The following is a 26,686-nucleotide window of genomic DNA, read 5'->3' on the forward strand; positions in this document are numbered from 1 at the left end:
GCGCGCTCAGTCCTCGTCGGGCAGGACGACGTGCAGCGCCCAGGAGACGATGGAGATGATCAGGCCGCCGAGCACGGCCGTCCAGAAGCCCTCCACGTGGAAGCTCAGGTCGAGCTTGCCGCACACCCAGGACGTCAACAGCAGCATCAGCGCGTTGACGATCAGGGTGATCAGTCCCAGGGTCAGGATGAACAGGGGGAACGTGAGCACCTTGACTATCGGCTTGACCAGCCAGTTCACCAAGCCGAAGATCAGCGCCACGACGATCAGCGTGCCGGCCTTCTTGGCCGTGCTGTCACCGGTCAGGGTGATCTTGTCGAGCAGCCACACAGCGACCGCCAGGGCGCCCGCGTTGGCGATCGTCTTGACTACGAAATTCTTCATGTGTCTGATCGTGGCAGACCTGATCGGGAGTGGGCAGTGAGACGAGGACGACAGTGGCGATGAAGGCATTCCGGCTGGACGAACTGGAGGCGGAACGCGCCGCCAACGAGGGTGCCTACCTGCAATTCCTGCGCGAGCGGAACATGTCGGTCGGCCTCTACGCCCTCAACGCGGGCGAACACGACCCGCAGAAGCCGCACAACCAGGACGAGGTGTACTTCGTCGTCAGCGGTCGCGCGTCGATCACGGTCGGTCTGGAGACGACCGAGGTGGCCCGGGGCAGCGTCGTGTACGTGCCCGCCGGTGTCGCCCACAAGTTCCACCACATCAGCGAGGACCTGAGGGTTCTGGTCGTCTTCTCTCCGCCCGAGGCGTGAGTCCGGACCTCGGGGTTCCCTAGGGGACGGGTCAGGGGACGACAAGGGGTGCGGTTGCCCCATCGGACCCCTGCCCGGCCCTAGCATCGAGAGCGGAACATCGACAACGCACGAGACGCAAAGGACGAGGGCGATGCGAGAGATCTTCGCGGGACTGCCGTGGTGGGTGAAGTGGGTCGCGGTGCCGGTCATCGCCCTGGTGGTGTTCGGCGGCCTGATAGCGACCGTCGTCGGTTTCGTGATCGGCCTGCTCTTCAAGGCGCTGGTCTTCGTCGCCCTGGTCGGCGGACTGATCTACATCGTGCGCAAGTTCATGTCGAACTCCTCTTCGCGCAGCGACTGGTGAGGCACCCGGGGACCGGTGACCCGTGACGGGAACCGGTTCCCTCGGGCGGGGGAAGTTTCCCGATGAGGCCGACTGTGCGCGGTGGCGGGCCGTTAGAGTCCAAAACTCCTCGCGGGGTCCGGCCCCGTGGGCGGCGCAGACCCCACCCGTGCACCTCCTGCGCACGGGCTGACCCCCCTCGCGCTTCGGGAGAGACCCTTGGCCACGGTTGACACCGCACCGGCGGAAGCCCACGCACCCCCCACTCCACCGCGCTCCTGCGCACCCCCTGCTCCACCACGTTCGTGCCCACCCCCCGTCCACCGCCCGCCCGCCGTGACCGTCCCGGGGCAGCCGCACGCCACGGACCACCCGGAGCAACTCCCGGCGACGGGGCCGGCCGGCCGGCGGGTCTCCGCGGGTGTCACGGAGACCCAGGGCGCCGTCACCCTCATCGGCTCCGTCCAGCGCGCCATGCGCCTGCTGGAGGCCGTCGCCACCCATGGCTACGGCGCCCCCGCCAAGCAACTGGCCCGCGAGACCGGCCTCGCCCTGCCCACCACGTACCACCTGCTGCGCACGCTGGTGCACGAGGGCTATCTGCACCGGGAGAAGGGACTGTTCTTCCTCGGTGACGCGGCGGAACGGCTCAGCAGCAGCGGGGCGCAGCAGAAACGTCGCAGCACAGTGGCGGACACGCTGGCGCACTGGCGCGATTCCATCGGTGTCCCGGTGTACTACGCCATGTACCGCAACGGCGAGATCGACGTCATGTGCGTCTCCGACTCCCCCGAGGCGCCCGCGGTCGAGGAGTGGGCCGACTTCCGCGAGACCGGCCACGCGCACGCCATCGGCCAGTGCCTGCTCTCCCAGCTCGACGAGGACACCCGGCGCGACCATCTCGCCCGCTACCCCGCGCAGGCCATCACGCCGTACACCGTGCGGGACAACGATGCCCTGCTCCGACGGCTCGGCCGGACGCGGCGCATGGAGGCCGTCGTGGAACGGCAGGAGTACGCGCTCGGCACCGTCTGCGCGGCGGTCCCGATCACGGTGGGCACCACCGCGGCCACCATGGCCATCTCCCTGCCCGCCCGCCATGCCGACCGGCTGCTGCCCGCGGCCGAGCGTCTGCAGGCGGAGATCGGGCGGCATCTGGGCTCTCTCACCCTCTCTATCAGTATCTGAAAACTTACTCCTTGTGATCTGCTGTGTACTTTCAGCAAGATTTGACCACGGTCAGAGGGATCAATCCCGGCCAGTCGATGTCATATGACGGGATAGGCGATGCGCGAGTCCGTACAGGCAGAGGTCATGATGAGCTTTCTCGTGTCGGAGGAGCTCTCCTTCCGCATTCCGGTGGAGTTGCGCTACGAGACCGGTGATCCCTATGCGGTGCGCCTCACCTTTCATCTGCCGGGTGACGCACCGGTGACCTGGGCCTTCGGCCGCGAGCTGTTGATCGACGGGGTGGGCCGGCCGTGCGGGGAGGGGGATGTGCACATCGCCCCGGCGGACGCCGAGGTGCTGGGGGAGGTGATGATCCGTCTTCAGGTCGGTTGCGACCAGGCTCTGTTCCGGTCGTCGGCCCCGCCACTCGTGGCCTTCCTCGACCGGACCGACAAACTCGTGCCGCTGGGACAGGAGGGCGCGCTGGCCGACTTCGACGCTCATCTCGACGAGGCGCTGGACCGCATCCTCGCCGAGGAACAGAGCGCCGGCTGAGGCCTCGCGACCACGGCACCGGACGCCCCGCTCTCCTTCACGGACCTGTGCAGGAACGCTTCTGCACAGGGCGGGGCGGTCTCACCGGGCCGATCGGCTACCGCTTCCGGCGGCGCCCCCGCCCCGTGCGGGCCGGGACGGGCTGGGCTGTGCCGGCCGGAGCGTGCGGGCCGGAGCGGTCGGCCGACACCACCAGCGCGGCGAGCGCGGTCGTGACGGGCACCGAGGCGACCAGGCCGATCGACCCCACCAGGGTGCGCACGATCTCCTCGGCCACCAGCTCGCTGTTGGCCACGGCCCCGACGCTGCTCTGCGCGATGGAGAACAGCAGCAGCAGCGGCAGCGCGGCACCGGCGTAGGCGAGGACCAGGGTGTTGACGACGGATGCGATGTGGTCGCGGCCGATGCGGATGCCGGCCCGGTACAGCCCGCGCCAGCCCATCGCCGGATTGGCCTCGTGCAGCTCCCAGACGGCCGACGTCTGCGTCACGGTGACGTCGTCCAGCACGCCGAGCGAGCCGATGATGACACCGGCCAGCAGCAGACCGCTCATGTCGATCGACGGGTAGAGCCCGTGGATCAGACCGGTGTTGTCGTCCGTGTTGCCGGTCAGGGCGGCCCAGTCGATGAACTCCGAGCCGAGGACGCCGATCAGCAGGAGGGAGACCAGGGTGCCGAGCACCGCGACCGACGTCCGGGCCGACAGCCCGTGGCACATGTAGAGCGCGATGAGCATGATCGCGCTCGCCCCGACGACGGCCACCAGCAGGGGATTCGAGCCCTGAAGGATCGCGGGCAGGATGAAGAAGGTGAGCACCACGAAGCTCACGGCCAGCGCGACCAGCGCCATGACCCCGCGCAGCCGGCCCACCACGACGACCGCGATCGCGAAGATCCCGGCGAGCAGCGCCATCGGGAACTTCCGGTTCACGTCCGCCACGGAGTACTGCAGGTTCTTGGGCGCCGCGGGCTCGTAGGCGACCACGACCTTCTCACCCTGGTGCAACTGCCGTGACTGGTCGGGCTGCACGATCTCGGTGAACGTACGCCGCTCGTCCTTCCCGGTGTCGACACGGATGGTCGCCTTCTTGCAGGTGCCGCCCGTCTCCTGTGCCCCGGAGCCGCCCTCGGCGGTCGTGTCGCCGGCCGGGGTGCCACCGGAGGCGTTCACCGACTTGCAACTCACCTCGACGACCCGGGTCACCGTGGCCTGCTGGGTCTGCCGGTCGAAGCCGACGCCCGTGCGCTTGTGCGACGGCGCTCCCCCGGGCCACAGCACCACCAGGCCGACCAGGACAGCCGCGGTGAACGGCACCAGGATCGCCGCGATGACCTTGCGCAGATGCCGGGAGACGGGCGCGGCGGGCCCATGGCTGTGGCTGTGGCTGTGGCCGGGCGTCTGAGGGCCGGTGTGCGCCTCGCCGTGGCCGTGGTGAGGGTGGCCGTGCCCGTCACCCGCCTCCTGCCCGCGGGAGCGCCCGTCCCCCCGTCGGCTGCCCGCTGCCGGGCTGTCCGGGCGGCGCGGCTCGGGCGGCTGGTACGGGTACTGCTCCATCCTGGTCACCGCCAGATCATCGCAAGAACGGCAGGGGCCCACTGTTCACCGCGCCACATATGACGCTAGCGTGGAGGCACCTTTGCACACGCGGGAGCTCGGAGCACCGGGCTGAGAGGGCGCTGACCTCCGTATTCGCGATGTTTCACGTGGAACGACGTCTCACGGGAAGCATCGGCCGACGGAAGCCGCTGCGTCGACCGCCGAACCTGTTACCGGGTAATGCCGGCGTAGGGAGTAGGTCTCATGACCAACAAGGACGCACGCACGCCTGCCTCCGTTCAGGGTGAGAAGACCCAGGAGGCCGGGAAGTCCATCGGCTGGCACAAGGCGTACGTCGAGGGTTCGCGCCCCGACATGCGGGTGCCGGTCCGTCAGGTGCATCTCACCAACGGGCAGTCGGTCACGCTGTACGACACATCCGGCCCGTACACGGATCCGCTCGTCGACACCGACGTCCGCAGGGGACTGGCGCCGCTGCGGGAGAACTGGATCATCGGCCGCGGCGACACCGAGGAGTACGCCGGCCGTCCCGTCCGTCCCGAGGACGACGGCATCAAGCACACCTCACCGCGCGGCGGGCTGCGGAACCTGGACGCGGTCTTCCCCGGGCGTCCGCGGCAGCCGCGCCGCGGTCGTCGCGGTGAGGCGGTGACCCAGCTCGCGTACGCGCGCCGCGGGGAGATCACGCCGGAAATGGAGTACGTGGCCATCCGGGAGAACGTGTCCCCGGAGGTCGTCCGCGAGGAGATCGCGGCCGGCCGCGCCGTGCTGCCGGTCAACGTCAACCACCCGGAGATCGAGCCGATGATCATCGGCAAGCGCTTCCTGGTGAAGGTGAACGCCAACATCGGCAACTCGGCCGTGACGTCCTCCATCGAGGAGGAGGTCGAGAAGATGACCTGGGCGACCCGCTGGGGCGCCGACACGGTCATGGACCTCTCCACCGGGCGCAACATCCACACCACCCGCGAGTGGGTGCTGCGCAACTCCCCCGTGCCCATCGGCACCGTGCCGCTGTACCAGGCCCTGGAGAAGGTCGACGGCAGGGCCGAGGAACTGACCTGGGAGATCTACAAGGACACCGTCATCGAGCAGGCCGAACAAGGTGTGGACTACATGACCGTCCACGCCGGGGTGCGGCTCGCGCATGTACCGCTGACGGCCAACCGCAAGACCGGCATCGTCTCCCGCGGCGGTTCGATCATGGCCGCGTGGTGCCTGGCGCACCACAAGGAGTCGTTCCTGTACGAGAACTTCGAGGAACTGTGCGAGATCCTCGCCGCCTACGACGTCACGTACTCGTTGGGCGACGGCCTGCGGCCCGGCTCCATCGCGGACGCCAACGACGAGGCACAGTTCGCGGAGCTGCGCACGCTCGGGGAACTCAACCGCATCGCCAGGCGTTTCGACGTACAGACGATGATCGAGGGCCCGGGACACGTCCCGATGCACAAGATCAAGGAGAACATCGACCTTCAGCAGGAGATCTGCGATGAAGCTCCGTTCTATACGCTCGGCCCGCTGACGACGGACGTCGCGCCGGCGTACGACCACATCACCTCCGGCATCGGCGCCGCGATGATCGCCTGGTGGGGCACGGCGATGCTCTGCTACGTCACGCCCAAGGAGCACCTGGGCCTGCCCAACCGGGACGACGTCAAGACCGGTGTCATCACCTACAAGATCGCCGCCCACGCGGCCGATCTCGCGAAGGGCCACCCGGGCGCGCAGGAATGGGACGACGCGCTGTCCGACGCACGCTTCGAGTTCCGGTGGGAGGACCAGTTCAACCTTGCCCTGGACCCCGATACGGCACGGGAGTTCCACGACGAGACCCTCCCGGCGGAGCCCGCCAAGACGGCCCACTTCTGCTCCATGTGCGGCCCCAAGTTCTGCAGCATGAAGATCTCGCAGGACATCCGCCGCGAACACGGCGGCAGCAAGGCCCAGATCGAGGAGGGCATGGCGCAGAAGTCGAAGGAGTTCGCTGCAGCGGGCAACCGGGTGTACCTGCCGATCGCCGACTGAGCGGTGCGGGGAGCGACGGCCCGGGTGTGGCCGGGCTGTCGCTCCCCGCGGTGTCGGGGAGGTACCCCTGGGCCTGCGCGCACCGCAGACTGGCGGCATGACAGCGAGATCGATGAGCAAGGGCGCGAACGTTCCCGTCGGCTCCGCGGCGGTGCGCGCCGAGTTCGCCTGGTCCGAAGGGCCGGGCGTGCCCGACGCCGATGCCTCGGCGCTGTTGCTCACAGGGGCGGGGCGCGTTCGCGACGACGGTGATTTCGTCTTCTACAACCAGCCGCGGCACGGGTCCGGCGCCGTCAGTCACCTCGGAAAGCAGCCGGGAGGGCCGGGGCGAGGCGTCACGACGGACACGGTCGAGGTGGATCTGCGGGCGCTGGAGCCGGCCGTCGAACGCGTGGTGCTGTGCGCGTCGGCGGACGGGGGGACGTTCGGCCAGATGCGCCAACTGACCCTGAGAGTGCTCGACTCGGGGACGGGGGAAGAGCTGGCCCGGTTCGACATGGAGGCCACGACGGAGACGGCGTTCATCGGAGGCGAGCTGTATCTGCGCGAGGGGCGGTGGAAGTTCCGTGCGGTCGGTCAGGGATACGACTCCGGGCTCGCCGGTCTGGCGACCGACTTCGGCATCACCGTGGACGACGCCCCGACGGCTCCGACGACCGCGACCGTCCCCGCCGCGCCGCCGGTGACACCGCCCGCCCCGTCCGTACCGGTGGGGGGCCCGGCCCTCGGCAAGCCGGAGGACCGGCTGCCCGTGGACATGCGCAAGCGGCTCTCGTTGCGCAAGGAACAGGTGGCGGTCAGCCTGACCAAGCACGGTGCCGCCGGTGTCACCGCACGGGTCGTACTGGTGCTCGACGCCTCCGGCTCCATGTCCCCCCTGTACGCCAAGGGTGTGGTGGCCGACGTGGTGGAGCGCATGGCCGCGGTCGTCGCCCAGCTCGACGACGACGGGGAGATGCAGGCCTGGACGTTCGCCTCGCATCCGGCCCGGCTGCCCGATCTGCACATCGGTGAGCTTCCGGACTGGCTGCGGCTCCATGTCCGCGTCGGTGAGCTGAGCGTCTTCCGCCGGAACAAGAAGCCCAGGAAGGGGCTGGAGCCGGGGCAGGTCGACATGCGGGCGGTCGGTATCCAGAACGAGGAACAGAAGGTGATCGCCCAGGTTCGGCAGTACGTCCGGGAGAACCCGGCCGCCGTCCCCACCCTCGTGCTGTTCTTCTCCGACGGAGGCGTCTACCGCAACGCCGAGATCGAGCGGGAGCTGCGGGAGGCGGTGGAGGAACCGGTCTTCTGGCAGTTCGTCGGCCTGGGGCGGTCCAACTACGGTGTGCTGGAGCGCTTCGACACCATGCCGGGCCGCCGGGTCGACAACGTCGGGTTCTTCGCGGTGGACGACATCGAGAAGGTCCCCGACCCGGAACTGTACGACCGGCTGCTGTCCGAGTTCCCCTCCTGGATCACCGCGGCCCGTCAGGCCGGCATCCTCTGAGCCGGTGCCGCCGAGCCGGCTGGGGCCGCCGGAGTCCGGAGCGGGCTCGGCCGTGCACGGCACGGCCGGGTCCCGGTGGGCTCCCGGCCGGGGCGGGCGTCGTCACTCCGGCTGGTGCTCGGGGCCGCCGAAGTCCGGGCTGGTGTAGTCGGGGCTGGTGAAGCTCGGGCGGCCGGAGGCGGTGCCGTCGTCGGGGCTGGTGAAGCCGGGACGGTCGTAGCCCAGGCGCGGCATGCGTCCGGTCGGGGTGGGCGGGGTCGTGCGGTGCAGCGCCGCCGGGCCGGGCTCGGCGAGCGCCTCGCGCAGGAACGGCAGGATGCCCCGCTCCAGCAGGGCGTCCCGCCAGGCCTCTCTGGCCCTGGCCAGTTCCTCGTGCGCGGCGTCCCGTGCCTCGGCCTCCGCGGAGGTGCCGTTGCGCAGGGCCGTGAGCAGCAGGCCGACGGCGGCGACGAGGATCGCGGCCGCGGTGACGGCGCCGAACACCCAGCCCGCGGTGAGCATGGTCCGGGCGAAGGACTGCCGGGGGTCCAGCATCTTCAGGATGTAGCCGACGAGCAGGAAGATCACCGCGGCGGTCCCGGACAGGACCGGAGCCAGTACGGCGACGACCGCGACGGCGCCCGCGCCGGTGGTCTCGGCCGCCTCCCCGAGGGCCGCGGCGAGGCTCGCCGTGTCCGGTGCGGGGTCCGTGGTGGTGGAGTCGCCGCCGGTCTCCGGGGAGGCGGGGGCGGACAGCGCCGGGTGGCGCAGTTCGTCGCGGATCTTCAGGTAGTGCTGGTACTCGGCCGCCGCGGCCTCGGTGATCAGGGCGGTGGCGTTGAGCGCCATGGTGCGCAGTTGTTCGGGGTTGAGCCGCTGACCGACAGCGGCCAGTTCCGGTCGGGACGGTGCGGAGCGCAGCGCCTCGTCGAGGAGCCGCTCGAATTCCTGGCGGTCCTCGCTCTGCAGGTGCTGCGGAACGCTGTTCATGTGCATCCCCCGATGCTCCGTAGGGCTTGGGGCTCGCACGCCGGCGAGCCGTCGGGCAGAAACGGAGGGGAGCCTGCTACGGATAAGCCGATGGTAGAGCCGTGGCGGTACACGGTGACAGGGGGTTGACGGAAATTCGGTCACCTGCTCCGCGCGGACCTCGCCGGGAACGGGCCGCGCGGGGAACGGTCAGGCGTCCAGGGGCAGTTGCCGGACAAGCAGCTTCCCGGCCATGGTGACGCCGCCGTCCATGGCGATGGCGAGCCCGTCGGCGTAGATGTGCGGTCCCTCGACGACGGGGTCGGAGCTCTCCTCGCCGTCCTCCTCGGAGCCGACCTCGCCGAGGAGGTACGGGATGGGGCTGTGGCCGTGAACGACCCGGGTGCCACCGTACGTATCGAGAAGTGAGCGAACGGCGTCGGCGCCGCCCTCGTCGCGGAAGGAGAAGCGTTTGGTGAACTTGCGGAACAGGTCCCAGACCTCGTCGGCGTCGTTGCGGGTCAGGGCCTCGCGGACGGTGTCGTTGACCGCCTCGATCGAGTCGCCGTAGTCGAGGTAGGCGGTGGTGTCGGAGTGGACGAGCAGATAGCCGTCCACCTCCTCGACGGCGTCGAGGCGGGCCATCCACTGCAGGTGGTGGTCCTGGAGGCGGTCCATGTCGGTCTTCTGGCCGCCGTTGAGCAGCCAGGCCGCCTGGAAAGTGGCGGTGCCGGCGCCCGAGTTGACGGGGGTGTCGCCGAACCGCTTGGCGCCGAGCAGCAGGAGCTCGTGATTGCCCATGAGGGCCTTGCAGTAGCCGCCTGCGGCCGCGGCCTCGGCGGACAGCCGCATCACGAGGTCGATGACGCCGATGCCGTCCGGGCCGCGGTCGGTGAAGTCACCGAGGAACCACAGCCGGGCGGTGCCGGCGCACCACTGGCCCGCGGCGTCGACCAGCCCCTGCTCCCGCAGGGCGGCCATCAGTTCGTCGAGGTATCCGTGGACGTCACCGACGACGAACAGCGGTCCTGGCCCGGTCGTCGGCTGCGGTGCCGCGGCGGGAGCCGGTTCGACGGCCACCTGGACGGTGTCGCCGCGGTTGATGACCGGCAGGTCGCGCTGGGTGGGCGTGTAGCCCTCGGGGTACGCCTCGTCGAGGGGCGGGGCGGTGTCGCCCGGGTGGACGTCGTGGCCGAACGGACCGGTCTCATGGACGTACGCCGGTACCCGGAAGTCGCGCAGCGTCGCCGTCCGCTCCACCTCGGGTCCCTGACCGGCCCCCTGAGTCATCAGACCCCTCCACCATCGCGCCGCATCTGCACCGCTTCGGACTGCCTGGTCGCAGCGGTCCACGGTGTCGTGCGCCCATCATAGGAATGCGCGGCGCGACGTGTGATGACCCAGGGGTGGTGAATCGGAACAAGACTCCGGTTCGCTGCGGCATTCGCCCCGTTTGGGCAGGTGTTCGGACGGTCACCGGCCGTCTGCCGACGATCCCGCCCGCCCGCGGGCGCACGGGACGGGAGCACACCGACGGCCGCGCGCCCCGGCCGTGCACCACGACACGCCCCCGGCCGTGGACCCCTTCCCGCGCTGGGCCCGTCGGCCTACTTGTCGTCCGGCGTGCGGGGCGGGCTGACCGTCGTGCGCGGGGGACGCCGCTGGGAGGAGGTGCGCACGATCAGCTCGGTCGGTATCACCTGCTCGACCGGCTGGTCCGACTCCACGCCCTCGATGGCGTCGATGAGCAGCTGGACGACGGCGGTGCCGATGCGGCGTGGCTTCAGGGACAGGGTGGTGATCGGAGGCTCGGTGCTGGCGTACACCGTGGACTCGCTGCAGCACACGAGCAGCAGGTCGTCGGGGACGCGGAGGCCGTAGCGGCGGGCGGCGGCGAGCAGGTCCGTGCCGTTGGGGTCGAACAGCCCGTAGACGGCGTCCGGCCGGTCGGGGCGGGCGAGCAGCCGGTCGGCGGCGACCGCGCCGGCGCACGGGTCGTGGGCGGGGTAGGCCTCGTAGACCGGGTCCTGGCCGACCCGCTCGCACCAGTGCAGGTAGGCGGTGGTCGACAGATGGGTGTACGTGTCCGTCGACGTGCCCGTGAGCAGGCCGATGCGGCGGGCGCCGGCGGCGGCGAGATGGTCGAGGATGCCGAGGACGGCGGCCTCGTGGTCGTTGTCCACCCAGGCGGTGACCGGGAGCGAGCCGGCCGGACGGCCGTCCGAGACGACCGGCAGTCCCTGGCGGACGAGCTCGCTGACTACCGGGTCCTGGTCGGAGGGGTCGATGACGACCGTGCCGTCCAGGGCGACGTTGGACCACACGTCGTGGCGGGAGGTCGCGGGCAGGATGACCAGCGCGTAGCCGCGGGCCAGCGCGGCCGAGGTGGCGGCGCGCGCCATCTCGGCGAAGTACGCGAACTCGGTGAAGGTGAAAGGTTCATCCCCGTACGTGGTCACGGTCAGGCCGATCAGCCCCGACTTGCCGGTACGGAGGGTGCGGGCGGCGGCCGAGGGTCGGTACCCCAGCCGGTCGGCGACCTCGCGTACATGGCGCCGGGTGGCATCCGGGAGCCGGCCCTTGCCGTTGAGGGCGTCGGAGACGGTCGTGATGGAGACCCCCGCGGCGGCGGCCACGTCTCTGATGCCGGCCCGGCCGGGCCGGCTGCCTCGACGTGAGGTTTCCGCGCGGCTCACCTGGTGCTTCCCTGCTGCTGTCATGGCGAGCCGATAGTAGGGCTCATACGGTGGGGTAGTGCGGACGCATATGCACGCGTTGACAGGCACGTTTCTGCATGGTCATTGGGTGTCAACTGCCATGGAAAACAAGGAAGTTACGCGCTCCCATGCTAAGACGTGACTTGTCGACGCGCATGAGCCTGCCAAGTGCCCGATGTCTCGAAGAGGTCTCAACTCACCTTCACGGGTGATGCGCGCCACGGCGCAAGCCACCGGCGCATAGATATATGTAGGGCGCGCCCCCGAAACGTGCGCCTTCGTACGGTGATGCCCCTGATGCCGGTGGGACGGATGAGCTTTACCCCTTGCCGTCCCGCACCCGGGCGCATCGCCTTCCCGTGGTCGTAGGCATTGCCGTCCCGCACCTGTTCGCAGCGGCGCCGAATCCTCATAAGGTGAGGAGTATTGGAAGCCGGCGGTGTCGACGGGCCGCCGGTGGTCGCGAGGAGGACTGCGGTGAGCGAGATGAGCCCCAAGCTGCGCGCCGAGCTGGAGGGTGTCCCCACCTACAAGCCGGGCAAGCCCGCGGCGGCCGGAGGGCCGGTCGCCTACAAGCTGTCCTCCAACGAGAACCCGTATCCGCCGCTGCCCGGTGTGCTGGAGAGCGTCACCACGGCCGCGTGCGACTTCAACCGGTACCCCGACATGGCGTGCACCGGGCTGATGAACGAGTTGTCGGAGCGCTTCGGTGTCCCGCTCTCCCACCTGGCCACGGGTACCGGCTCGGTGGGTGTCGCCCAGCAGCTGATCCAGGCCACCAGCGGACCCGGCGACGAGGTCATCTACGCCTGGCGGTCCTTCGAGGCCTACCCGATCATCACGCAGATCAGCGGCGCCCGGTCGGTGCAGGTCCCGCTCACGCCGGGCGATGTGCACGACCTGGACGCGATGGCGGACGCGATCACCGACCGGACGCGTCTGATCTTCGTCTGCAACCCCAACAACCCGACCGGCACGGTGGTGCGGCGGGCCGAGTTGGAGCGGTTCCTCGACCGGGTGCCCTCCGATGTGCTGGTGGTGCTGGACGAGGCCTACCGGGAGTTCATCCGGGACCCCGAGGTGCCCGACGGTGTCGAGCTGTACCGGACGCGGCCCAACGTCTGCGTCCTGCGGACGTTCTCCAAGGCGTACGGGCTGGCGGGACTGCGCGTCGGTTTCGCGATCGCCCACGAGCCGGTGGCGGCGGCGCTGCGCAAGACGGCGGTGCCGTTCGGTGTGAGCCAGCTCGCGCAAGAGGCCGCCATCGCCTCGCTGCGGGCCGAGGACGAGCTGCTGGGCCGGGTCGGCTCACTGGTGTGCGAGCGCGCGCGCGTGGTCGACGCGCTGCGCGCTCAGGGCTGGACGGTGCCGGAGACGCATGCCAACTTCGTGTGGCTGCGGCTGGGGGAGCGCACGGTCCCGTTCGCTCAGGCCTGCGAGAAGCACGGTGTGGTGGTCCGGCCGTTCCCGGGTGAGGGTGTGCGGGTGACGATCGGGGAGGCCGAGGCGAACGACATCTTCATGAAGGTGGCGGAGGCGTTCCGCAAGGAGCTGTAGGCGGCGCCTGCTCTACTCGTCGATCAGTTCCACCCGGATGGGGTCGCCGTCGCGCACGGTCACCAGGACGCCGGCGTCCCCGTCCACGCTTCCCAGCACATTGCACGGGCTCGCGAGGCGGCACTCGGCCCCTCGCGAGATCGGTGTGGGGCCGTAGGGGAGGGCGAGCGCGTCGCCGTCCGTCCAGAAGGCCACCGTGCCCGGGTCCACGACCTCCCGGGCGTCCGTTTCACGTGAAACGGAAACTCCTGTATCGAAATACACCTCCTTGCCCCATGTGTGCGCGGTCGAGGTGAGCGGCAGCGCCTTGGTGAGGGCCTGAGTGGTCGGGCTGTCTTCGTCGAGGGTCGCGGTGAGGTTCCCCGCGGGCCAGGAGATCCGTATCTGCATGGCGCGCAATTCAACAAGATGTTGAAGTCCCTGCCAAGGCCCTGACGCGAAGGCGAAGGAGGGACCCCCCTTCGATTGCCGAAAATCAGTGCGTCATAATAGCTTGTGAATGTGAACGCGTTCACAAGCGCGTCCCGTTTGCTCCCGTATGCGTGTAGCAAAAGGGGCAAACCGCCGCTGTACCACGGCGTAGTAAGGAGAGTGACGACGTGGACCTGGCTCTGGCGCCGGAGACACTGGCGCGCTGGCAGTTCGGCATCACCACCGTCTACCACTTCCTGTTCGTCCCGCTGACCATCTCCCTGGCCGCCCTCACGGCCGGGCTGCAGACGGCCTGGGTGCGCACGGAGAAGGAGAAGTACCTCAGGGCGACCAAGTTCTGGGGCAAGCTCTTCCTGATCAACATCGCGATGGGCGTCGTCACCGGCATCGTGCAGGAGTTCCAGTTCGGCATGAACTGGTCCGACTACTCGCGCTTCGTCGGGGACATCTTCGGTGCCCCGCTCGCCTTCGAGGCCCTGATCGCGTTCTTCTTCGAGTCCACCTTCATCGGTCTGTGGATCTTCGGCTGGGACAAGCTGCCCAAGAAGATCCATCTGGCCTGCATCTGGATGGTCTCGATCGGCACGATCCTCTCCGCGTACTTCATCCTCGCGGCGAACTCCTGGATGCAGCACCCCGTCGGCTACCGGATCAACAAGGCGAAGGGGCGTGCCGAGCTGACCGACTTCTGGGCCGTGCTGACCCAGAACACCGCCCTCAGCCAGGCCTTCCACACCCTGTCCGCGGCCTTCCTCACCGGCGGCGCCTTCATGGTCGGCATCGCCGCCTACCACCTGGCCCGCAAGAAGCACGTCCGCGAGATGAAGACCTCGCTGCGGCTCGGACTGATCACGGTGGTCATCGCCGGTCTGCTCACCGCGGTCAGCGGCGACACCCTCGGCAAGGTCATGTTCAAGCAGCAGCCGATGAAGATGGCCGCCGCCGAGGCGCTGTGGGACGGTCAGAAGCCGGCGCCGTTCTCGATCTTCGCCTACGGCGATGTCGAGAAGGGCCACAACACCGTGGCCGTCGAGATCCCCGGTCTGCTGTCCTTCCTCGCCGACGACAACTTCACCTCGTACGTCCCCGGCATCAACGACGTCAACAAGGCCGAGCAGCAGAAGTTCGGTCCGGGCGACTACCGGCCCAACATCCCGGTCGCCTTCTGGGGCTTCCGCTGGATGATCGGCTTCGGCATGGCCTCCTTCGCCATCGGCCTGGCCGGCCTCTGGCTGACCCGCAAGAAGTTCATGCTCCCGCAGGCCCTCAGGGTCGGCGACGACGAGGTGCCGCACCTGGTGCTGTTCAGGAACAAGGCGCTCAGCCCGAAGCTCAGCCCCTGGTTCTGGCGCATCGCGACCTGGACCATGGCCTTCCCGCTGATCGCCAACTCCTGGGGCTGGATCTTCACCGAGATGGGCCGCCAGCCGTGGGTCGTCTACGGCGTCCTGCAGACCCGGGACGCGGTCTCCCCCGGCGTCTCCCAGGGCGAGGTCCTCACCTCGATGCTCGTCTTCACCGCGCTCTACGCGATCCTCGCCGTCGTCGAGGTCAAGCTGCTCGCCAAGTACGTCAAGGCCGGCCCGCCCGAGCTGACCGAGGCCGACCTCAACCCGCCCACGAAGATCGGCGGCGACACCCGTGACGCCGACAAGCCGATGGCCTTCTCGTACTAGGCCGAGGGAACAGTCATGGAACTTCACGACGTCTGGTTCGTCCTCATCGCCGTCCTGTGGACCGGCTACTTCTTCCTGGAGGGCTTCGACTTCGGGGTCGGCATCCTCACCAAGCTGCTGGCGCGCGACCGGCCCGAGCGCCGGGTGCTGATCAACACCATCGGACCCGTCTGGGACGGCAACGAGGTGTGGCTGCTCACGGCGGGCGGCGCGACCTTCGCCGCCTTCCCGGAGTGGTACGCCACGCTCTTCTCGGGCTTCTACCTCCCGCTGCTCCTCATCCTGGTCTGCCTGATCGTCCGCGGTGTCGCCTTCGAGTACCGGGCGAAGCGACCCGAGGAGAACTGGCAGCGGAACTGGGAGACGGCGATCTTCTGGACCTCGCTGCTCCCGGCGTTCCTGTGGGGTGTGGCGTTCGCGAACATCGTGCGGGGCGTGAAGATCGACCGGCACTTCGAGTACGTCGGCGGCGTCGGGGACCTGCTCAATCCCTACGCTCTGCTGGGCGGTCTGGTGACGCTCACCCTGTTCACCTTCCACGGAGCGGTGTTCACCGCCCTCAAGACCGTCGGGGACATCCGGGTGCGGGCACGGAAGCTGGCGCTGTGGACCGGTCTCGTCGCGGCCGTCGTGGCGCTCGCCTTCCTGCTGTGGACGCAGGCCCACAGCGGTGACGCCAAGAGCCTGGTGGCGCTGGTCGTCGCGGTCGCCGCTCTGACAGCCGCGCTCGTGGCCAATCAACTCGGGCGCGAGGGATGGGCGTTCGCCCTGTCGGGCGTCACCATCGTGGCGTCCGTGGCGATGCTCTTCCTCTCGCTCTTCCCGAACGTCATGCCGTCCACGCTCAACGGTGACTGGAGCCTGACGGTCACCAACGCCTCGTCGAGCCCGTACACCCTGAGGATCATGACGTGGCTGGCGGTGATCGCCACGCCGATCGTCCTGCTCTACCAGGGCTGGACCTACTGGGTGTTCCGCAAGCGGATCGGCACGCAGCACCTCGCCGAACCCGCACACTGAGTCCGCCGAGGGTGTGTTTCACGTGAAACACACCCTCTGGGCCGAAGGGGCATGTTTCACGTGAAACCCATCGATCCACGCCTTCTGCGCTATGCGCGTGCCACCCGCTTCTTCCTCGCGGCGGTCGTCGGTCTGGGTGCCGTCGGCGCCGGACTGGTCATCGCGCAGGCGATGCTCATCGCCGACATCGTCGTCGGGGCGTTCCAGCACACGCAGGCCGTCGCCGAACTGCGCACTCCCCTGCTGCTGTTGGCCGCCGTCGCCGTGGGGCGATCGGTCTTCGCATGGCTCACCGAACTCGCGGCCCACCGGGCCGCCGCAGCGGTGAAGTCGGAGCTGCGCGGCCGCCTTCTCGACCGTGCGGCCGTGCTGGGCCCCGGCTGGCTGAGCGGACAGCGGACCGGTTCTCTGGTCACCCTCGCCACACGTGGCGTGGACGCCCTGGACGACTACTTCTCGCGCTATCTCCCGCAGCTGGGGCTCGCGGTGGTCGTGCCGGTGGCGGTGCTGGCGCGGATCGTCACCGAGGACTGGGTGTCGGCGGCGATCATCGTCGGCACGCTGCCGTTGATCCCGCTCTTCATGATGCTGATCGGCTGGGCGACCCAGTCCCGGATGGACCGTCAGTGGCGGCTGCTGTCCCGGCTGTCCGGGCACTTCCTGGACGTCGTCGCCGGCCTGCCCACGCTGAAGGTGTTCGGCCGGGCCAAGGCGCAGGCCGAGTCCATCCGCCGGATCACCGGCGAGTACCGCCAGGCCACCCTGCGCACCCTGCGGATCGCCTTCCTGTCCTCCTTCGCGCTGGAACTGCTCGCCACGCTGTCCGTCGCCCTGGTCGCCGTGACGATCGGTATGCGGCTCGTCCACGGCGACATGGACCTCTACATCGGCCTGGTCATCCTGGTGCTGGCGCCCGAGGCCTATCTGCCGTTGCGGCAGGTGGGCGCCCAGTACCACGCGGCGGCCGAGGGTCTCGCCGCCGCGGAGGAGATCTTCGCCGTGCTGGAGACTCCGCTTCCGGTGTCCGGCTCCGGCGCGGTGCCGCCGGCGGGCGTGGTGGCGTTCGAAGGGGTCACCGTGCGCTACCCCGGCCGGTCGAGTGACGCGGTGAACGGAGTGTCCTTCGGTGTCGCGCCCGGCGAGACCGTCGCACTGGTCGGGCCGAGCGGTGTGGGCAAGTCGACGCTGCTGGACGTACTGCTCGGGTTCGTACGGCCCACCGACGGCCGGGTGCGGATCGGGGGAGCCGAACTCGGCGCCCTCGACCTGGAGCAGTGGCGGTCGCGGATCGCCTGGGTACCGCAGCGCCCGCATCTGTACGCGGGGACGATCGCGGAGAACGTGCGGCTGGCCCGGCCGGACGCGGACGACGCGGCCGTACGGCAGGCCCTGCGGGACGCGGGCGCGCTGGAGTTCGTGGACGCGCTGCCCGAGGGTGCCGGCACGGTGCTCGGGGAGGACGGGGCCGGCCTGTCGGCGGGGCAGCGGCAGCGACTCGCCCTGGCCCGGGCCTTCCTCGCCGACCGGCCCGTGCTGCTGCTGGACGAGCCGACGGCCGCCCTGGACGGGGCGACGGAGGCAGAGGTCGTAGCGGCGGTACGCAGGCTCGCGGTGGGCCGTACCGTGCTGCTCGTCGTGCATAGGCCCGCGCTGCTGGAGGTGGCCGACAGGGTGGTGCGGCTGCGGGAGGCTCCGGAGTGCCGTGGGGAGGCCGGGCCTGCCGAAGGGCCCCGCTCCCCGGACCCCGTGTCCGGTCCGCTCGCCGATCGGCTCGGCGTGCTGGAGGCCCAGGCGGCGGGGGAACAGCCCGGTCCGATCGCGGGTGGGCCCCGCAAGGGGGTGCTCGCCAGGGTTCGGGGGCTCGCCGGGGCCCGGCGTGGCCGGCTGGCGCTCGCCCTTCTGCTCGGCAGCCTCGCGCTCGGCAGTGCCGTGGGTCTGATGGCGACCTCCGGCTGGCTCATCTCGCGGGCCTCGCAGCAACCGCCGGTGCTCTATCTGATGGTGGCCGTCACCGCGACCCGAGCCTTCGGGATCGGGCGGGCCGTGTTCCGGTACGCCGAGCGGCTGGTGTCGCACGACGCCGTATTGCGCATGCTGGCTGACACCCGGGTCGCGGTCTACCGCCGCCTGGAACGCCTCGCCCCCGCCGGACTGCGGACCGCCCGCCGCGGCGATCTGCTCACCCGGCTCGTCACGGATGTGGACGCGCTGCAGGACTACTGGCTGCGCTGGCTGCTGCCCGCCGGTGTGGCCGTGGCCGTCTCCGCGGTCTCCGTCGGCTTCACTGCGTGGCTGCTGCCCGAGGCCGGGGCCGCCCTCGCGGTGGGGCTGCTGGCGGCCGGCGCCGGTGTCCCGCTGGTGACCGCCAAGGCGGCTCGGCGGACGGAGCGGCGTCTGGCACCGGCCCGGGGCGTGCTCGCGACCCGGGTGACCGATCTCCTCACCGGTACCGCGGAGCTGACCGTCGCCGGCGCGCTGCCCGCCCGCGTGGCCGCCGCTCGCGGGGCCGACGGCGTCCTCACCCGGATCGCCTCGCGCGCCGCCGCCGTCACCGGGCTCGGCGACGGACTCACCGCGCTGGTCTCCGGCCTGACGGTCACGGCCACCGCGCTGCTCGGCGCCCGGGCGGTGGCGGACGGCCGGCTCGACGGCGTGACGATGGCGGTCGTCGTCCTCACCCCGCTGGCCGCCTTCGAGGCCGTCCTCGGACTGCCGCTCGCCGTGCGGTACCGGCAGCGGGTGCGGCGGAGCGCGGAGCGGGTCCACGAGGTCCTGGACGCGCCGGAGCCCGTGCGTGAGCCCGAGCGGCCCCGGCAGGCACCCGCCTCGCCGTTCCCGCTGGTGATCAAGGACCTGGCGGCAGGGCATCCGGGGCAGCGCGGGGACGCGCTGGCCGGCCTCGGCCTCCGGCTGGAGCAGGGGCGGCGGATCGCCGTGGTCGGGGCGTCCGGCGCCGGCAAGACGACCCTCGCCCAGGTGCTGCTGCGCTTCCTCGACCCGCGGGCGGGCTCGTACACGCTCGCCGGTGTGGACGCGACCGCGCTGGCCGGTGACGACGTACGCCGGCTCGTCGGGCTGTGCGCGCAGGACGCGCACCTCTTCGACAGCTCGGTGCGCGAGAACCTGCTGCTGGCCCGGAAGGACGCCACGGAGGCCGAGCTGCGCGGGGTGCTCGCCCGGGCCCGGCTGCTGGACTGGGTGGACGGGCTGCCCGACGGTCTGGACACCTTCGTCGGTGAGCACGGCGCCCTGTTGTCCGGCGGTCAGCGGCAGCGGCTGGCGCTGGCTCGCGCACTGCTGGCCGACTTCCCCGTCGTGGTCCTGGACGAGCCCGCCGAGCATCTGGACCTGGCGACGGCCGATGCGCTGACGGCGGATCTGCTGGCCGCGACGGAGGGCCGTACGACGCTGCTCATCACGCACCGGCTGGCGGGCCTGGAGGCGGTCGACGAGGTCATCGTGCTCGACGGCGGCCGGGTGGTGCAGCGGGGCGCGTACGCGGAGCTGGCCGGGGCGGACGGTCCGTTGCGCGCGATGGCGCGGCGGGAGGCGGCGGCGGAGGTGCTCGCGGACGCGCGGTGAGGCGGTGCGTGGCACCGGAAGGCGACGGCCTGCCGGTGCCGCGGGCGAACCGTGGATCAGGAGGCCGCGCGGCCCGCGAGGAGTTGCTCGATCACGACCGCCACGCCGTCGTCGTTGTTGGCGACCGTACGGCCCGACGCGGCGGCGATGACGTCCGGGTGGGCGTTGCCCATCGCGTACGACCGGCCGGCCCAGGTCAGCATCTCCACGTCGTTGGGCATGTCCCCGAAGGCGACGACCTCCTCGTGCGAGATGCCGCGCTCGGCGCAGCACAGGGCGAGGGTGCTGGCCTTGGAGACGCCTGGTCCGCTGAGCTCCAGCAGGGCGCTGGGGCTGGAGCGGGTGACGTTGGCCTGGTCGCCGACGGCCAGGCGGGCGAGGGTGAGGAAGGCGTCGGGGTCGAGGGTGGCGTGGTAGGCGAGGATCTTCAGTACGGGCTGGTCGGCGTCGGGGCCGTCCGGAGCGAGCAGTTCCTCGGCGGGCAGGAGGTTGTCCGGTATCTCCATGTGCAGCTTGGGATAGTCCGGCTCCTGGTGGAAGCCGTAGGTCTGTTCGATCGCGAACACCGTGCCGGGTGCCGCCTCGCGCAGCAGCAGGGCGGAGTTCAGGGCGTTCTCCCGGGCCAGCTCGCGCACCTTCACGAAGCGGTGGGCGCCGGGGCCGCCGTGCAGGTCGACGACGGCGGCGCCGTTTCCGCAGATGGCCAGGCCGTGGCCGTGGACGTGCTCGCTGACGACGTCCATCCAGCGGGCCGGGCGGCCGGTCACGAAGAAGACCTCGATGCCCGCCTCCTCGGCTGCGGCCAGCGCGGCGACCGTGCGGGGGGAGACCGACTTGTCGTCGCGCAGCAGGGTGCCGTCGAGGTCGGTGGCGATCAGCCGCGGGGGTACGGCGGCGGCAGGGGTCCCGTGCTGTCTGGTCGCTGAGGTCACCGGATCATTCTCGCGCATAGGTCCGCACGCCCGTGCGGGGCTCCGCACGGGCGTGGAGGACGGGGATTCAGCGGGCGTCAGCGCAGCTGGGCGAGGGCTTCCATCGCGATCCGCTCGAAGACCTTCTGCTCCGCGGCGAAGTCCGAGTCCGGGATCGGCCAGTGGATCACGATCTCGGTGAAGCCCAGCTCCTGGTGCCGGCCGGCGAAGTCCACGAAGGCGTCCAGCGACTCGAGGGGCCGGCCGCGGTCCGGGGTGAAGCCGGTCAGCAGGATCTTGTCGAGGTCCGCCACGTCCCGTCCGGTGGCGTCGCAGGCCTCGGTCAGCTTGGCGATCTGGCCGCGCAGCGCCTCCACGGACTGCTCGGGCGTACCGGTCTCGTACAGCTTCGGGTCGCCGGTGGTCACCCACGCCTGGCCGTGGCGCGCGGCGAGCCTGAGCCCGCGCGGGCCGGTGGCCGCGACCGCGAACGGCAGCCGGGGCCGCTGCACACAGCCGGGGATGTTCCGCGCCTCGTGGGCCGAGTAGAAACGGCCCTCGTGCGACACCGAGTCCTCGGTGAGCAGCCGGTCCAGCAGCGGCACGAACTCGGCGAGCCGGTCGGCGCGCTCGCGCGGGCTCCAGGGCTCCTGACCGAGGGCGGTGGCGTCGAAGCCGGTGCCGCCGGCGCCGATGCCCAGGGTGATCCGGCCGCCGGAGATGTCGTCGAGGGAGATCAGTTCCTTGGCGAGCGTCACCGGGTGCCGGAAGTTCGGAGAGGTGACCAGCGTGCCCAGGCGCAGCCGCTCGGTGGCGGTCGCGGCGGCGGTCAGGGTGGGGATCGCGCCGAACCAGGGGCCGTCCCGGAAGCTGCGCCAGGACAGATGGTCGTAGGTGTACGCCGTGTGGAAACCGAGTTGCTCGGCCCGTGTCCAGGCCGAACGACCGCCTTCGCTCCAGCGGCGGTAGGGCAGGATCACGGTGCTCAGACGCAGACTCATGGATCCGAGGGTAAGCGGCCTCACGAGTAACCCCGGAAACGGTCACCGTATGCGCCGGCGCAGCCACGGACCGAGCAGGAACGCCGGTACGTGCTCCTGGTGGGCGCGGTCGCCGGGCAGCGGGACGACCAGGCGGTGGCCGGGCGGGAAGCGGCGGGCCCGGACGTGCGCGAGGCCGCCGAAGACGGAGCGGAGGAAGGCGGGGACGTCGTCGCGGGCGATGTCGGGGCATTCGACGCCCTCGACGGTGATCAGCGCGTCGTCCTCCGGGTAGAGGCGCACGCTCACCCGGGGCATACCGCCGAACTCGACCTGGGCCTCGTGCGGCAGTGAGCCGTCGGGGTCCGTGGTGACGCCGACGCCCGCAGCGCTGCGACGGGAGGTCCTGTCCGCGCCGATGTCGTGGATCACCTCGATCTCGCGTCCGTGACGGGCCGCGAGGGCGCGCAGTGCGGTGACGGCGGCCTCGGTGGTGGGGAGGTGTTCGGGCGAGTGCTCCATGGCGCCGATCCTCCGCCACCGGTCGGCGCGGTGACGTCAGCGGGGGCCGGGCAGCCGCAGGTAGCCCGGTGGGACGGCCTTCGTCAGCCAGACGCCGTTGGCGCTGACGTGGAACACATGGCCGTCGCGGTGCATGGCGCCGGCGTCCACGGTGAGCACCACCGGGCGGCCTCGGCGGGCGCCCACCCGGGTGGCGGTCTCCCGGTCGGCGGAGAGGTGCACGTCGTGCCGGTTCATCGGCCGCAGGCCCTCGGCCCGGATGGCGTCCAGGTTGCGGGCGACGGTGCCGTGGTAGAGGTACGGCGGCGGGGTCGCCGGGGGCAGGCCGAGGTCGACCTCCACGCTGTGGCCCTGGCTGGCCCGGATCCTGCCGCCCTCGATCACGAAGCGCCGCTTGTCGTTGGTGGCCACCACGTGGTCCAGTTCCTCACGGGTGAACCGGAACCCGTGGGCGGCGGCCGCGGTGATCAGCGTGTCGATCTCCACCCAGCCGCCCGGGTCCAGTGCGAGCCCGATGCGCTCGGGCTGATGGCGCAGGTGCTTGGAGAGGTACTTCGACACCTTGACGGTGCGTCTTTCGTCCATGGCTCCAGCGTGCGCCAGAGACGCGGATCACGCAGTCGGTTTTTCGCCCGTAGGTTTGGTCCACAGCCAAGTCGGGTTATCCACAGGTGAATTGACGAAACTGTGGACAACCAGTGCTGGTTTTACGGCGGTTCACCAACCTTCGTAGGTTTTTCGGTGGTTGTGGCAAGTTCATCCAATGCTCTTGCGCGCACTTCCCGTTCGGCGGCCAGGGCGACGAAGGCGGCGACGCGCTCGGTGCCAACCAGCCCTTCGACGGCCTCGATCGTCCCGGTGGGAAGCGCGACCGTACGCGTGTCCGACCAGGGTTCCGAGGGGGCGCCGGAACCGAGGTGCGAGCGGAGGTGCCGGGTGGCGAACACCCGCATGGCTCGAGCGAGTTCGGCGTCCACGGTCTGCTGTGCCAGGGGGCGCAGCCGGCGGACGAGCGAGGCCGCTTCCGCCGCGTGCGCGTCCGTGCGGTGGCCCGGATCGTCCAGGTAGGGCGCGAAGACGTACTCGGTGGTGAACTCCAGGAAACGGGCGGCGATATGCTCCACCTGGCCCCTCAACTCCCGCAGATGACGGGAGATGGCGGAGAGTGGTACTCCCGCAGCGTGCAACTCGGCTGCCACGGACAGTTCTTGCGGGCTCGGGACGAGAAACGTGTCCGCGTCGCCGTCGATCCGCTCCAGCACGCCGAGCTCGACCGCCTCGGCCACGGCGGCGTCGTCGGGCCCCCCGAAGCGGGCGTCCAGTTCGGCGCGGGTGATGCGGTCGGGTCGCTCGTCCGTCCAGGGGCCCTCGACCTCCGCGACCAGGCCGAGGACACCGCCCAGGCCGCGTCCGGTGTCCCAGGCCTCCAGGAGTTCCCTGATCGAGGCGAGGGTGTAGCCGCGGTCCAGGAGGTGGGCGATCTGGTGGAGCCGGGTGACGTGGGCCTCGGAGTAGAGGTTGGCCCGGCCGTGGCGCTCCGCGCGGGGAAGGAGGCCGCGGTCCTGGTAGGCGCGGATGGTCCGCACGCTGGTGCCGGTCCGGTGGGCCAAGTCCTCGATGCGGTAGGTGTGCTGGGACGGGGGTCCGCTCATGTTCCGCCTCCTCGGCCGGTGCCGTGTGCGGCGGCCGGCCGGAACCGGACCGCCCGCCGCCGGCTCACAGCTTGGGTTCCACCCGGGCGATCCGCCGCAACACCCCCGGCAGGAAACGGGACATGAGAAGGGCGCCGCGGGCCTCGGGGGTGACCGGGACCACCGCCCTGTTGCCCGCCACCGCGTCCAGGATCGCCTCGGCGACCTTCTCCGGCGGGTAGTTGCGCAGCCCGTACAGCCGGGCCGAGTTCTTCTGGCGGCGCCGCTCCTCCGCCTCGTCGACACCGGCGAAGCGGGCCGTGGAGGTGATGTTGGTGTTGACGATGCCGGGGCATATCGCGCTCACCCCGATGCCCTGGCCCGCGAGTTCGGCGCGCAGGCACTCGGAGAGCATCAGCACGGCCGCCTTCGAGGTGCTGTAGGCGGGCAGGGCGCGTGAGGGCTGGAACGCCGCCGCGGACGCGATGTTGACGATGTGCCCGCCCTGACCGCGCCCGGCCATGCGCGCCCCGAAGAGCCGGCAGCCGTGGATCACGCCCCAGAGATTGACGTCGAGGACCTTGCGCCAGTCCTCCGTCGTCGTGGCGAAGAAGGACCCCGACAGCCCGATGCCGGCGTTGTTGACCAGCACGTCCAGCACGCCGTACTCCCGGTGCACCTTCTCCGCGAGCTTCTCCATGGCCTGCTCGTCGGAGACGTCGGCCGTCTCGGCCCAGGCCTCGGGCGCGCCGACCAGCCGGGACAGCTCGGCCGTGCGGGCCGCGGACTCCGTGTCACGGTCGACGGCCACCACGCGGGCGCCGGCCTCCGCGAACGCGAACGCCGTCGCCCGGCCGATGCCGCTGCCCGCGCCGGTGACCAGGACCAGCTGTCCGCCGAAGCGCTGGGCGTGGCGCCCGGCGGTCTTCGGCTCGGGGCGGCCGCCCTCCACGGAGGTGACGAACTCAGCGATCCACGCGGTCACCTGGTCGGGACGCGTGCGGGGGATCCAGTGCTTGGCCGGCAGGGTGCGCCGGGTCAGCCCGGGCGCCCACTGCTCCAGGTCGTCGTACAGCCGCTCCGAGAGGAACGCGTCCCCCTGGGGCGTGATGAGCTGCACGGGGGCGTGCGCGTACGCGTCGGGGCGCGGCCTGCGCAGCCGGGCGCGGACGTTGTCCCGGTAGAGCCAGGCGCCGTGCGCCGCGTCGGACGGCAGGGACGCGGTCGGGTAGTCCCCGCCGGGGACCCGCTCGACGCGCTCCAGGATCTTCGGCCAGCGTCTGCCGAGCGGGCCGCGCCAGGCCAGCTCCGGCAGGACGGGGGTGTGCAGCAGGTAGACGTACCAGGACTTGGCGCCCTGGCCGAGGAGCTGTCCCACCCGGCGGGGCGTCGGACGCTTCACGCGCGCGTTGATCCAGTGCCCGAAATGGTCCAGGGACGGTCCGGACATCGAGGTGAACGACGCGATGCGGCCCTCCGTGCGGCCCACCGTGACGAACTCCCACGCCTGCACCGAACCCCAGTCGTGCCCGACCAGGTGCACCGGCCGGTCCGGACTGACCTCGTCCACGACCGCCAGGAAGTCGTCCGTGAGCTTGGCGAGGGTGTAGCCGCCGCGCAGGGGCTTCGGCGCCGTGGAGCGGCCGTGGCCCCGGACGTCGTAGAGGACCACGTGGAAGCGGTCCGCCAGCCGGGCGGCGACCTCCGACCACACCTCCTTGCTGTCCGGATAGCCGTGCACCAGCACCACGGTCGGCTGCTGCGGGTCGCCCAGCTCGGCGACGCACAGCTCGACCCCGCCGGTCCGCACCCAGCGCTCGCGCGCACCTGTCAGCGTCACTTCTCCTCCGCCCAGCGCCGCACGTGCGGCAGATCGTCGTCCAGCCAGAAGGCGCTGTCCTCCGGGTCCCGGGAATCCGTCACCACCAGGATCTCCTCGAACTTCGCTCCGGTACCCCGGAAGCCGAGGTGCGGTTCGACCGCCCACAGACCCGGCCGCGGCGGGTGGTCGGAGAAGCGGTACGGCGACCACAGCGGCGACCAGCCCTCGCGGTGGCCGTGCAGCGCGTCCGCGACGAGGCCCGTCAGGGACTGCGTGCCGAAGCCGAAGAGGTGGGGGGACCAGCGGCGCTGCGCCACCCGGTCCACCTTGTGGGCGATCACCCCGAACGGGTAGGCCCGGTGCCGGTTGGCGTAACCCTGGCGCACCATGAGCCGGTCCACGTCCTCGTAGATCTCCCGCAGCGGGCGCTTCTCGCGCACCTCGCGCAGGATCAGCTCGCGGTGCGCCTCCAGGTCGGCCATCAGCCGGTCCTGCACCGGGTTCACCCCGAGCGAGCCCGAGTAGCCGATGTCCGCCGTGTATCCCTCGTACACCGGGGCCATGTCCAAGATGAACGGCATCCCGGGCTCCAGCGCGCGGTCGGTCGGGAAGAACTGCAGCGGGATGCGGAAGTTCGCGAAGGCCGTGCGGTCGCCGAACCAGGCGAACGGGAGGTGGAACCAGTCCCGCACCCCCCGCTCGCGCAGCCAGGCACGCTGCATCCGCGCCGCCTCGCGCTCGGTCACGCCCGGCTCCAACCGCGCCGCGACCGCCTCCGCGCACTCGTAGGCGAGGCGCTGCACCCGTCTGAACCCCCGCAACTCCGCGGAGAGTCCGCTGCTCACTGCCGTCGTCATGCCGCCCCGTCCCGTCGACTGCGGTACGCGTCCGTAACTTGACACTGGTGAATGTGACAGTTGTTAGAGGTGGCGTCAATAGGCGCGGTGCGGCTGTGGACGGCCGCGAGGGGCGGTCAAGGCCAGGCCCTCCCCCGGGGGGACC

At 70.8% G+C, this 26,686-nt stretch carries 23 protein-coding genes and 1 riboswitch; of the genes, 10 read left to right on the forward strand and 13 right to left on the reverse strand.

Translation table 11 applies throughout. From position 1 onward, the window contains the following. Window positions 1–6: 6 nt before the first annotated feature. Window positions 7–384, reverse strand: coding sequence for a phage holin family protein (locus tag ACF08B_RS07915; RefSeq protein WP_392316563.1), 378 nt, complete (start codon window positions 382–384; stop codon window positions 7–9). Window positions 385–443: 59 nt separating this feature from the next. Here ACF08B_RS07915 and ACF08B_RS07920 point away from each other — a divergent pair, with 59 nt between their 5' ends. The 4 genes from ACF08B_RS07920 to ACF08B_RS07935 all read left to right on the forward strand — a co-directional run bounded on the left by ACF08B_RS07920 (window position 444) and on the right by ACF08B_RS07935 (window position 2,811). Continuing rightward, window positions 444–761, forward strand: coding sequence for a cupin domain-containing protein (locus tag ACF08B_RS07920; RefSeq protein ID WP_023548672.1), 318 nt, complete (start codon window positions 444–446; stop codon window positions 759–761). A gap of 133 nt (window positions 762–894) precedes the next feature. Continuing rightward, complete coding sequence (locus ACF08B_RS07925) at window positions 895–1,107, forward strand: DUF5326 family protein (protein ID WP_073887226.1); 213 nt, start codon at window positions 895–897, stop codon at window positions 1,105–1,107. 198 nt (window positions 1,108–1,305) lie between these two features. Continuing rightward, a complete protein-coding gene (locus tag ACF08B_RS07930; RefSeq protein ID WP_392316564.1) occupies window positions 1,306–2,274 on the forward strand; it encodes an IclR family transcriptional regulator in 969 nt (322 codons plus the stop codon). 99 nt (window positions 2,275–2,373) lie between these two features. After that, a complete protein-coding gene (locus ACF08B_RS07935) occupies window positions 2,374–2,811 on the forward strand; it encodes an SsgA family sporulation/cell division regulator (RefSeq protein ID WP_392316565.1) in 438 nt (145 codons plus the stop codon). Window positions 2,812–2,908: 97 nt separating this feature from the next. Here the strand turns inward: ACF08B_RS07935 and ACF08B_RS07940 are convergent, their stop codons facing one another. Then, complete coding sequence (locus tag ACF08B_RS07940; protein ID WP_392316699.1) at window positions 2,909–4,366, reverse strand: YibE/F family protein; 1,458 nt, start codon at window positions 4,364–4,366, stop codon at window positions 2,909–2,911. An 80-nt stretch (window positions 4,367–4,446) separates the two neighbouring features. After that, window positions 4,447–4,620, forward strand: a riboswitch (TPP riboswitch). Here ACF08B_RS07940 and thiC point away from each other — a divergent pair. Together thiC and ACF08B_RS07950 are read left to right on the forward strand one after the other, a co-directional pair. Beyond that, window positions 4,613–6,397, forward strand: coding sequence for a phosphomethylpyrimidine synthase ThiC (gene thiC, locus ACF08B_RS07945; protein WP_392316566.1), 1,785 nt, complete (start codon window positions 4,613–4,615; stop codon window positions 6,395–6,397). Its footprint overlaps the riboswitch before it by 8 nt. Before the next feature lie 97 nt (window positions 6,398–6,494). Next, window positions 6,495–7,886, forward strand: coding sequence for a VWA domain-containing protein (locus tag ACF08B_RS07950; protein ID WP_392316567.1), 1,392 nt, complete (start codon window positions 6,495–6,497; stop codon window positions 7,884–7,886). 102 nt (window positions 7,887–7,988) lie between these two features. Here the strand turns inward: ACF08B_RS07950 and ACF08B_RS07955 are convergent, their stop codons facing one another. The 3 genes from ACF08B_RS07955 to ACF08B_RS07965 form a co-directional block, all read right to left on the reverse strand. Beyond that, entirely contained in the window at window positions 7,989–8,861 is an 873-nt protein-coding gene (locus ACF08B_RS07955) for a hypothetical protein (RefSeq protein ID WP_392316568.1), read from the reverse strand. Window positions 8,862–9,044: 183 nt separating this feature from the next. Next, a complete protein-coding gene (locus tag ACF08B_RS07960) occupies window positions 9,045–10,124 on the reverse strand; it encodes a metallophosphoesterase (protein ID WP_392316569.1) in 1,080 nt (359 codons plus the stop codon). Window positions 10,125–10,441: 317 nt separating this feature from the next. Next, a complete protein-coding gene (locus ACF08B_RS07965) occupies window positions 10,442–11,554 on the reverse strand; it encodes a LacI family DNA-binding transcriptional regulator (RefSeq protein ID WP_073887214.1) in 1,113 nt (370 codons plus the stop codon). Between the two features lie 474 nt (window positions 11,555–12,028). Here ACF08B_RS07965 and hisC point away from each other — a divergent pair, with 474 nt between their 5' ends. Then, on the forward strand, window positions 12,029–13,108 hold the full coding sequence (gene hisC, locus ACF08B_RS07970; RefSeq protein WP_392316570.1) for a histidinol-phosphate transaminase: 1,080 nt from the start codon (window positions 12,029–12,031) through the stop codon (window positions 13,106–13,108). Window positions 13,109–13,120: 12 nt separating this feature from the next. Here the strand turns inward: hisC and ACF08B_RS07975 are convergent, their stop codons facing one another. Next, window positions 13,121–13,498 (reverse strand): cyclophilin-like fold protein, encoded by a 378-nt coding sequence (locus ACF08B_RS07975; RefSeq protein ID WP_392316571.1) that lies wholly within the window; start codon window positions 13,496–13,498, stop codon window positions 13,121–13,123. A gap of 209 nt (window positions 13,499–13,707) precedes the next feature. Between ACF08B_RS07975 and ACF08B_RS07980 the strand changes: the two genes are divergently transcribed. Genes ACF08B_RS07980 through cydD form a run of 3 tightly spaced genes read left to right on the forward strand, consistent with a single transcriptional unit; the run spans window position 13,708 to window position 19,818 of the window. Next, entirely contained in the window at window positions 13,708–15,216 is a 1,509-nt protein-coding gene (locus ACF08B_RS07980) for a cytochrome ubiquinol oxidase subunit I (RefSeq protein ID WP_093476332.1), read from the forward strand. 15 nt (window positions 15,217–15,231) lie between these two features. Beyond that, a complete protein-coding gene (gene cydB, locus ACF08B_RS07985; RefSeq protein WP_392316572.1) occupies window positions 15,232–16,236 on the forward strand; it encodes a cytochrome d ubiquinol oxidase subunit II in 1,005 nt (334 codons plus the stop codon). 51 nt (window positions 16,237–16,287) lie between these two features. Beyond that, window positions 16,288–19,818, forward strand: coding sequence for a thiol reductant ABC exporter subunit CydD (cydD, locus tag ACF08B_RS07990; protein WP_392316573.1), 3,531 nt, complete (start codon window positions 16,288–16,290; stop codon window positions 19,816–19,818). Window positions 19,819–19,874: 56 nt separating this feature from the next. Here the strand turns inward: cydD and ACF08B_RS07995 are convergent, their stop codons facing one another. From ACF08B_RS07995 to ACF08B_RS08025, 7 genes are all read right to left on the reverse strand, one after another. Continuing rightward, window positions 19,875–20,750: an HAD-IIB family hydrolase gene (locus tag ACF08B_RS07995; RefSeq protein WP_392316574.1), complete on the reverse strand. Its 876-nt coding sequence runs from the start codon at window positions 20,748–20,750 to the stop codon at window positions 19,875–19,877. 77 nt (window positions 20,751–20,827) lie between these two features. Further along, on the reverse strand, window positions 20,828–21,730 hold the full coding sequence (locus tag ACF08B_RS08000) for an LLM class flavin-dependent oxidoreductase (protein ID WP_392316575.1): 903 nt from the start codon (window positions 21,728–21,730) through the stop codon (window positions 20,828–20,830). A 42-nt stretch (window positions 21,731–21,772) separates the two neighbouring features. Continuing rightward, window positions 21,773–22,231, reverse strand: a complete 459-nt coding sequence (locus ACF08B_RS08005) for a hypothetical protein (RefSeq protein WP_392316576.1) — start codon at window positions 22,229–22,231, stop codon at window positions 21,773–21,775. Window positions 22,232–22,267: 36 nt separating this feature from the next. Beyond that, window positions 22,268–22,816: an RNA 2'-phosphotransferase gene (locus ACF08B_RS08010; RefSeq protein ID WP_093696881.1), complete on the reverse strand. Its 549-nt coding sequence runs from the start codon at window positions 22,814–22,816 to the stop codon at window positions 22,268–22,270. A 122-nt stretch (window positions 22,817–22,938) separates the two neighbouring features. Then, window positions 22,939–23,883 (reverse strand): MerR family transcriptional regulator, encoded by a 945-nt coding sequence (locus ACF08B_RS08015; protein ID WP_392316577.1) that lies wholly within the window; start codon window positions 23,881–23,883, stop codon window positions 22,939–22,941. Between the two features lie 64 nt (window positions 23,884–23,947). Then, a complete protein-coding gene (locus ACF08B_RS08020) occupies window positions 23,948–25,702 on the reverse strand; it encodes an SDR family oxidoreductase (protein WP_392316578.1) in 1,755 nt (584 codons plus the stop codon). Further along, window positions 25,699–26,541 (reverse strand): M24 family metallopeptidase, encoded by an 843-nt coding sequence (locus ACF08B_RS08025; protein ID WP_392316579.1) that lies wholly within the window; start codon window positions 26,539–26,541, stop codon window positions 25,699–25,701. The genes ACF08B_RS08020 and ACF08B_RS08025 overlap by 4 nt, the downstream gene beginning before the upstream one ends. Window positions 26,542–26,686 lie beyond the last annotated feature (145 nt).

The sequence above is a fragment of the Streptomyces sp. NPDC015139 genome, assembly GCF_043079785.1.
Classification (GTDB): domain Bacteria; phylum Actinomycetota; class Actinomycetes; order Streptomycetales; family Streptomycetaceae; genus Streptomyces; species Streptomyces albidocamelliae.

Bases quoted from the DNA above. Each gene is read 5' to 3' on its own strand.
- ACF08B_RS07915 (WP_392316563.1), bottom strand. From the start codon at position 384: ATGAAGAATTTCGTAGTCAAGACGATCGCCAACGCGGGCGCCCTGGCG.
- ACF08B_RS07920 (WP_023548672.1), top strand. From the start codon at position 444: ATGAAGGCATTCCGGCTGGACGAACTGGAGGCGGAACGCGCCGCCAAC.
- ACF08B_RS07925 (WP_073887226.1), top strand. From the start codon at position 895: ATGCGAGAGATCTTCGCGGGACTGCCGTGGTGGGTGAAGTGGGTCGCG.
- ACF08B_RS07935 (WP_392316565.1), top strand. From the start codon at position 2,374: ATGCGCGAGTCCGTACAGGCAGAGGTCATGATGAGCTTTCTCGTGTCG.
- ACF08B_RS07940 (WP_392316699.1), bottom strand. From the start codon at position 4,366: ATGGAGCAGTACCCGTACCAGCCGCCCGAGCCGCGCCGCCCGGACAGC.
- thiC (WP_392316566.1), top strand. From the start codon at position 4,613: ATGACCAACAAGGACGCACGCACGCCTGCCTCCGTTCAGGGTGAGAAG.
- ACF08B_RS07950 (WP_392316567.1), top strand. From the start codon at position 6,495: ATGACAGCGAGATCGATGAGCAAGGGCGCGAACGTTCCCGTCGGCTCC.
- ACF08B_RS07955 (WP_392316568.1), bottom strand. From the start codon at position 8,861: ATGCACATGAACAGCGTTCCGCAGCACCTGCAGAGCGAGGACCGCCAG.
- ACF08B_RS07960 (WP_392316569.1), bottom strand. From the start codon at position 10,124: ATGACTCAGGGGGCCGGTCAGGGACCCGAGGTGGAGCGGACGGCGACG.
- ACF08B_RS07965 (WP_073887214.1), bottom strand. From the start codon at position 11,554: ATGACAGCAGCAGGGAAGCACCAGGTGAGCCGCGCGGAAACCTCACGT.
- ACF08B_RS07975 (WP_392316571.1), bottom strand. From the start codon at position 13,498: ATGCAGATACGGATCTCCTGGCCCGCGGGGAACCTCACCGCGACCCTC.
- cydB (WP_392316572.1), top strand. From the start codon at position 15,232: ATGGAACTTCACGACGTCTGGTTCGTCCTCATCGCCGTCCTGTGGACC.
- cydD (WP_392316573.1), top strand. From the start codon at position 16,288: ATGTTTCACGTGAAACCCATCGATCCACGCCTTCTGCGCTATGCGCGT.
- ACF08B_RS08000 (WP_392316575.1), bottom strand. From the start codon at position 21,730: ATGAGTCTGCGTCTGAGCACCGTGATCCTGCCCTACCGCCGCTGGAGC.
- ACF08B_RS08005 (WP_392316576.1), bottom strand. From the start codon at position 22,231: ATGGAGCACTCGCCCGAACACCTCCCCACCACCGAGGCCGCCGTCACC.
- ACF08B_RS08010 (WP_093696881.1), bottom strand. From the start codon at position 22,816: ATGGACGAAAGACGCACCGTCAAGGTGTCGAAGTACCTCTCCAAGCAC.
- ACF08B_RS08015 (WP_392316577.1), bottom strand. From the start codon at position 23,883: ATGAGCGGACCCCCGTCCCAGCACACCTACCGCATCGAGGACTTGGCC.
- ACF08B_RS08025 (WP_392316579.1), bottom strand. From the start codon at position 26,541: ATGACGACGGCAGTGAGCAGCGGACTCTCCGCGGAGTTGCGGGGGTTC.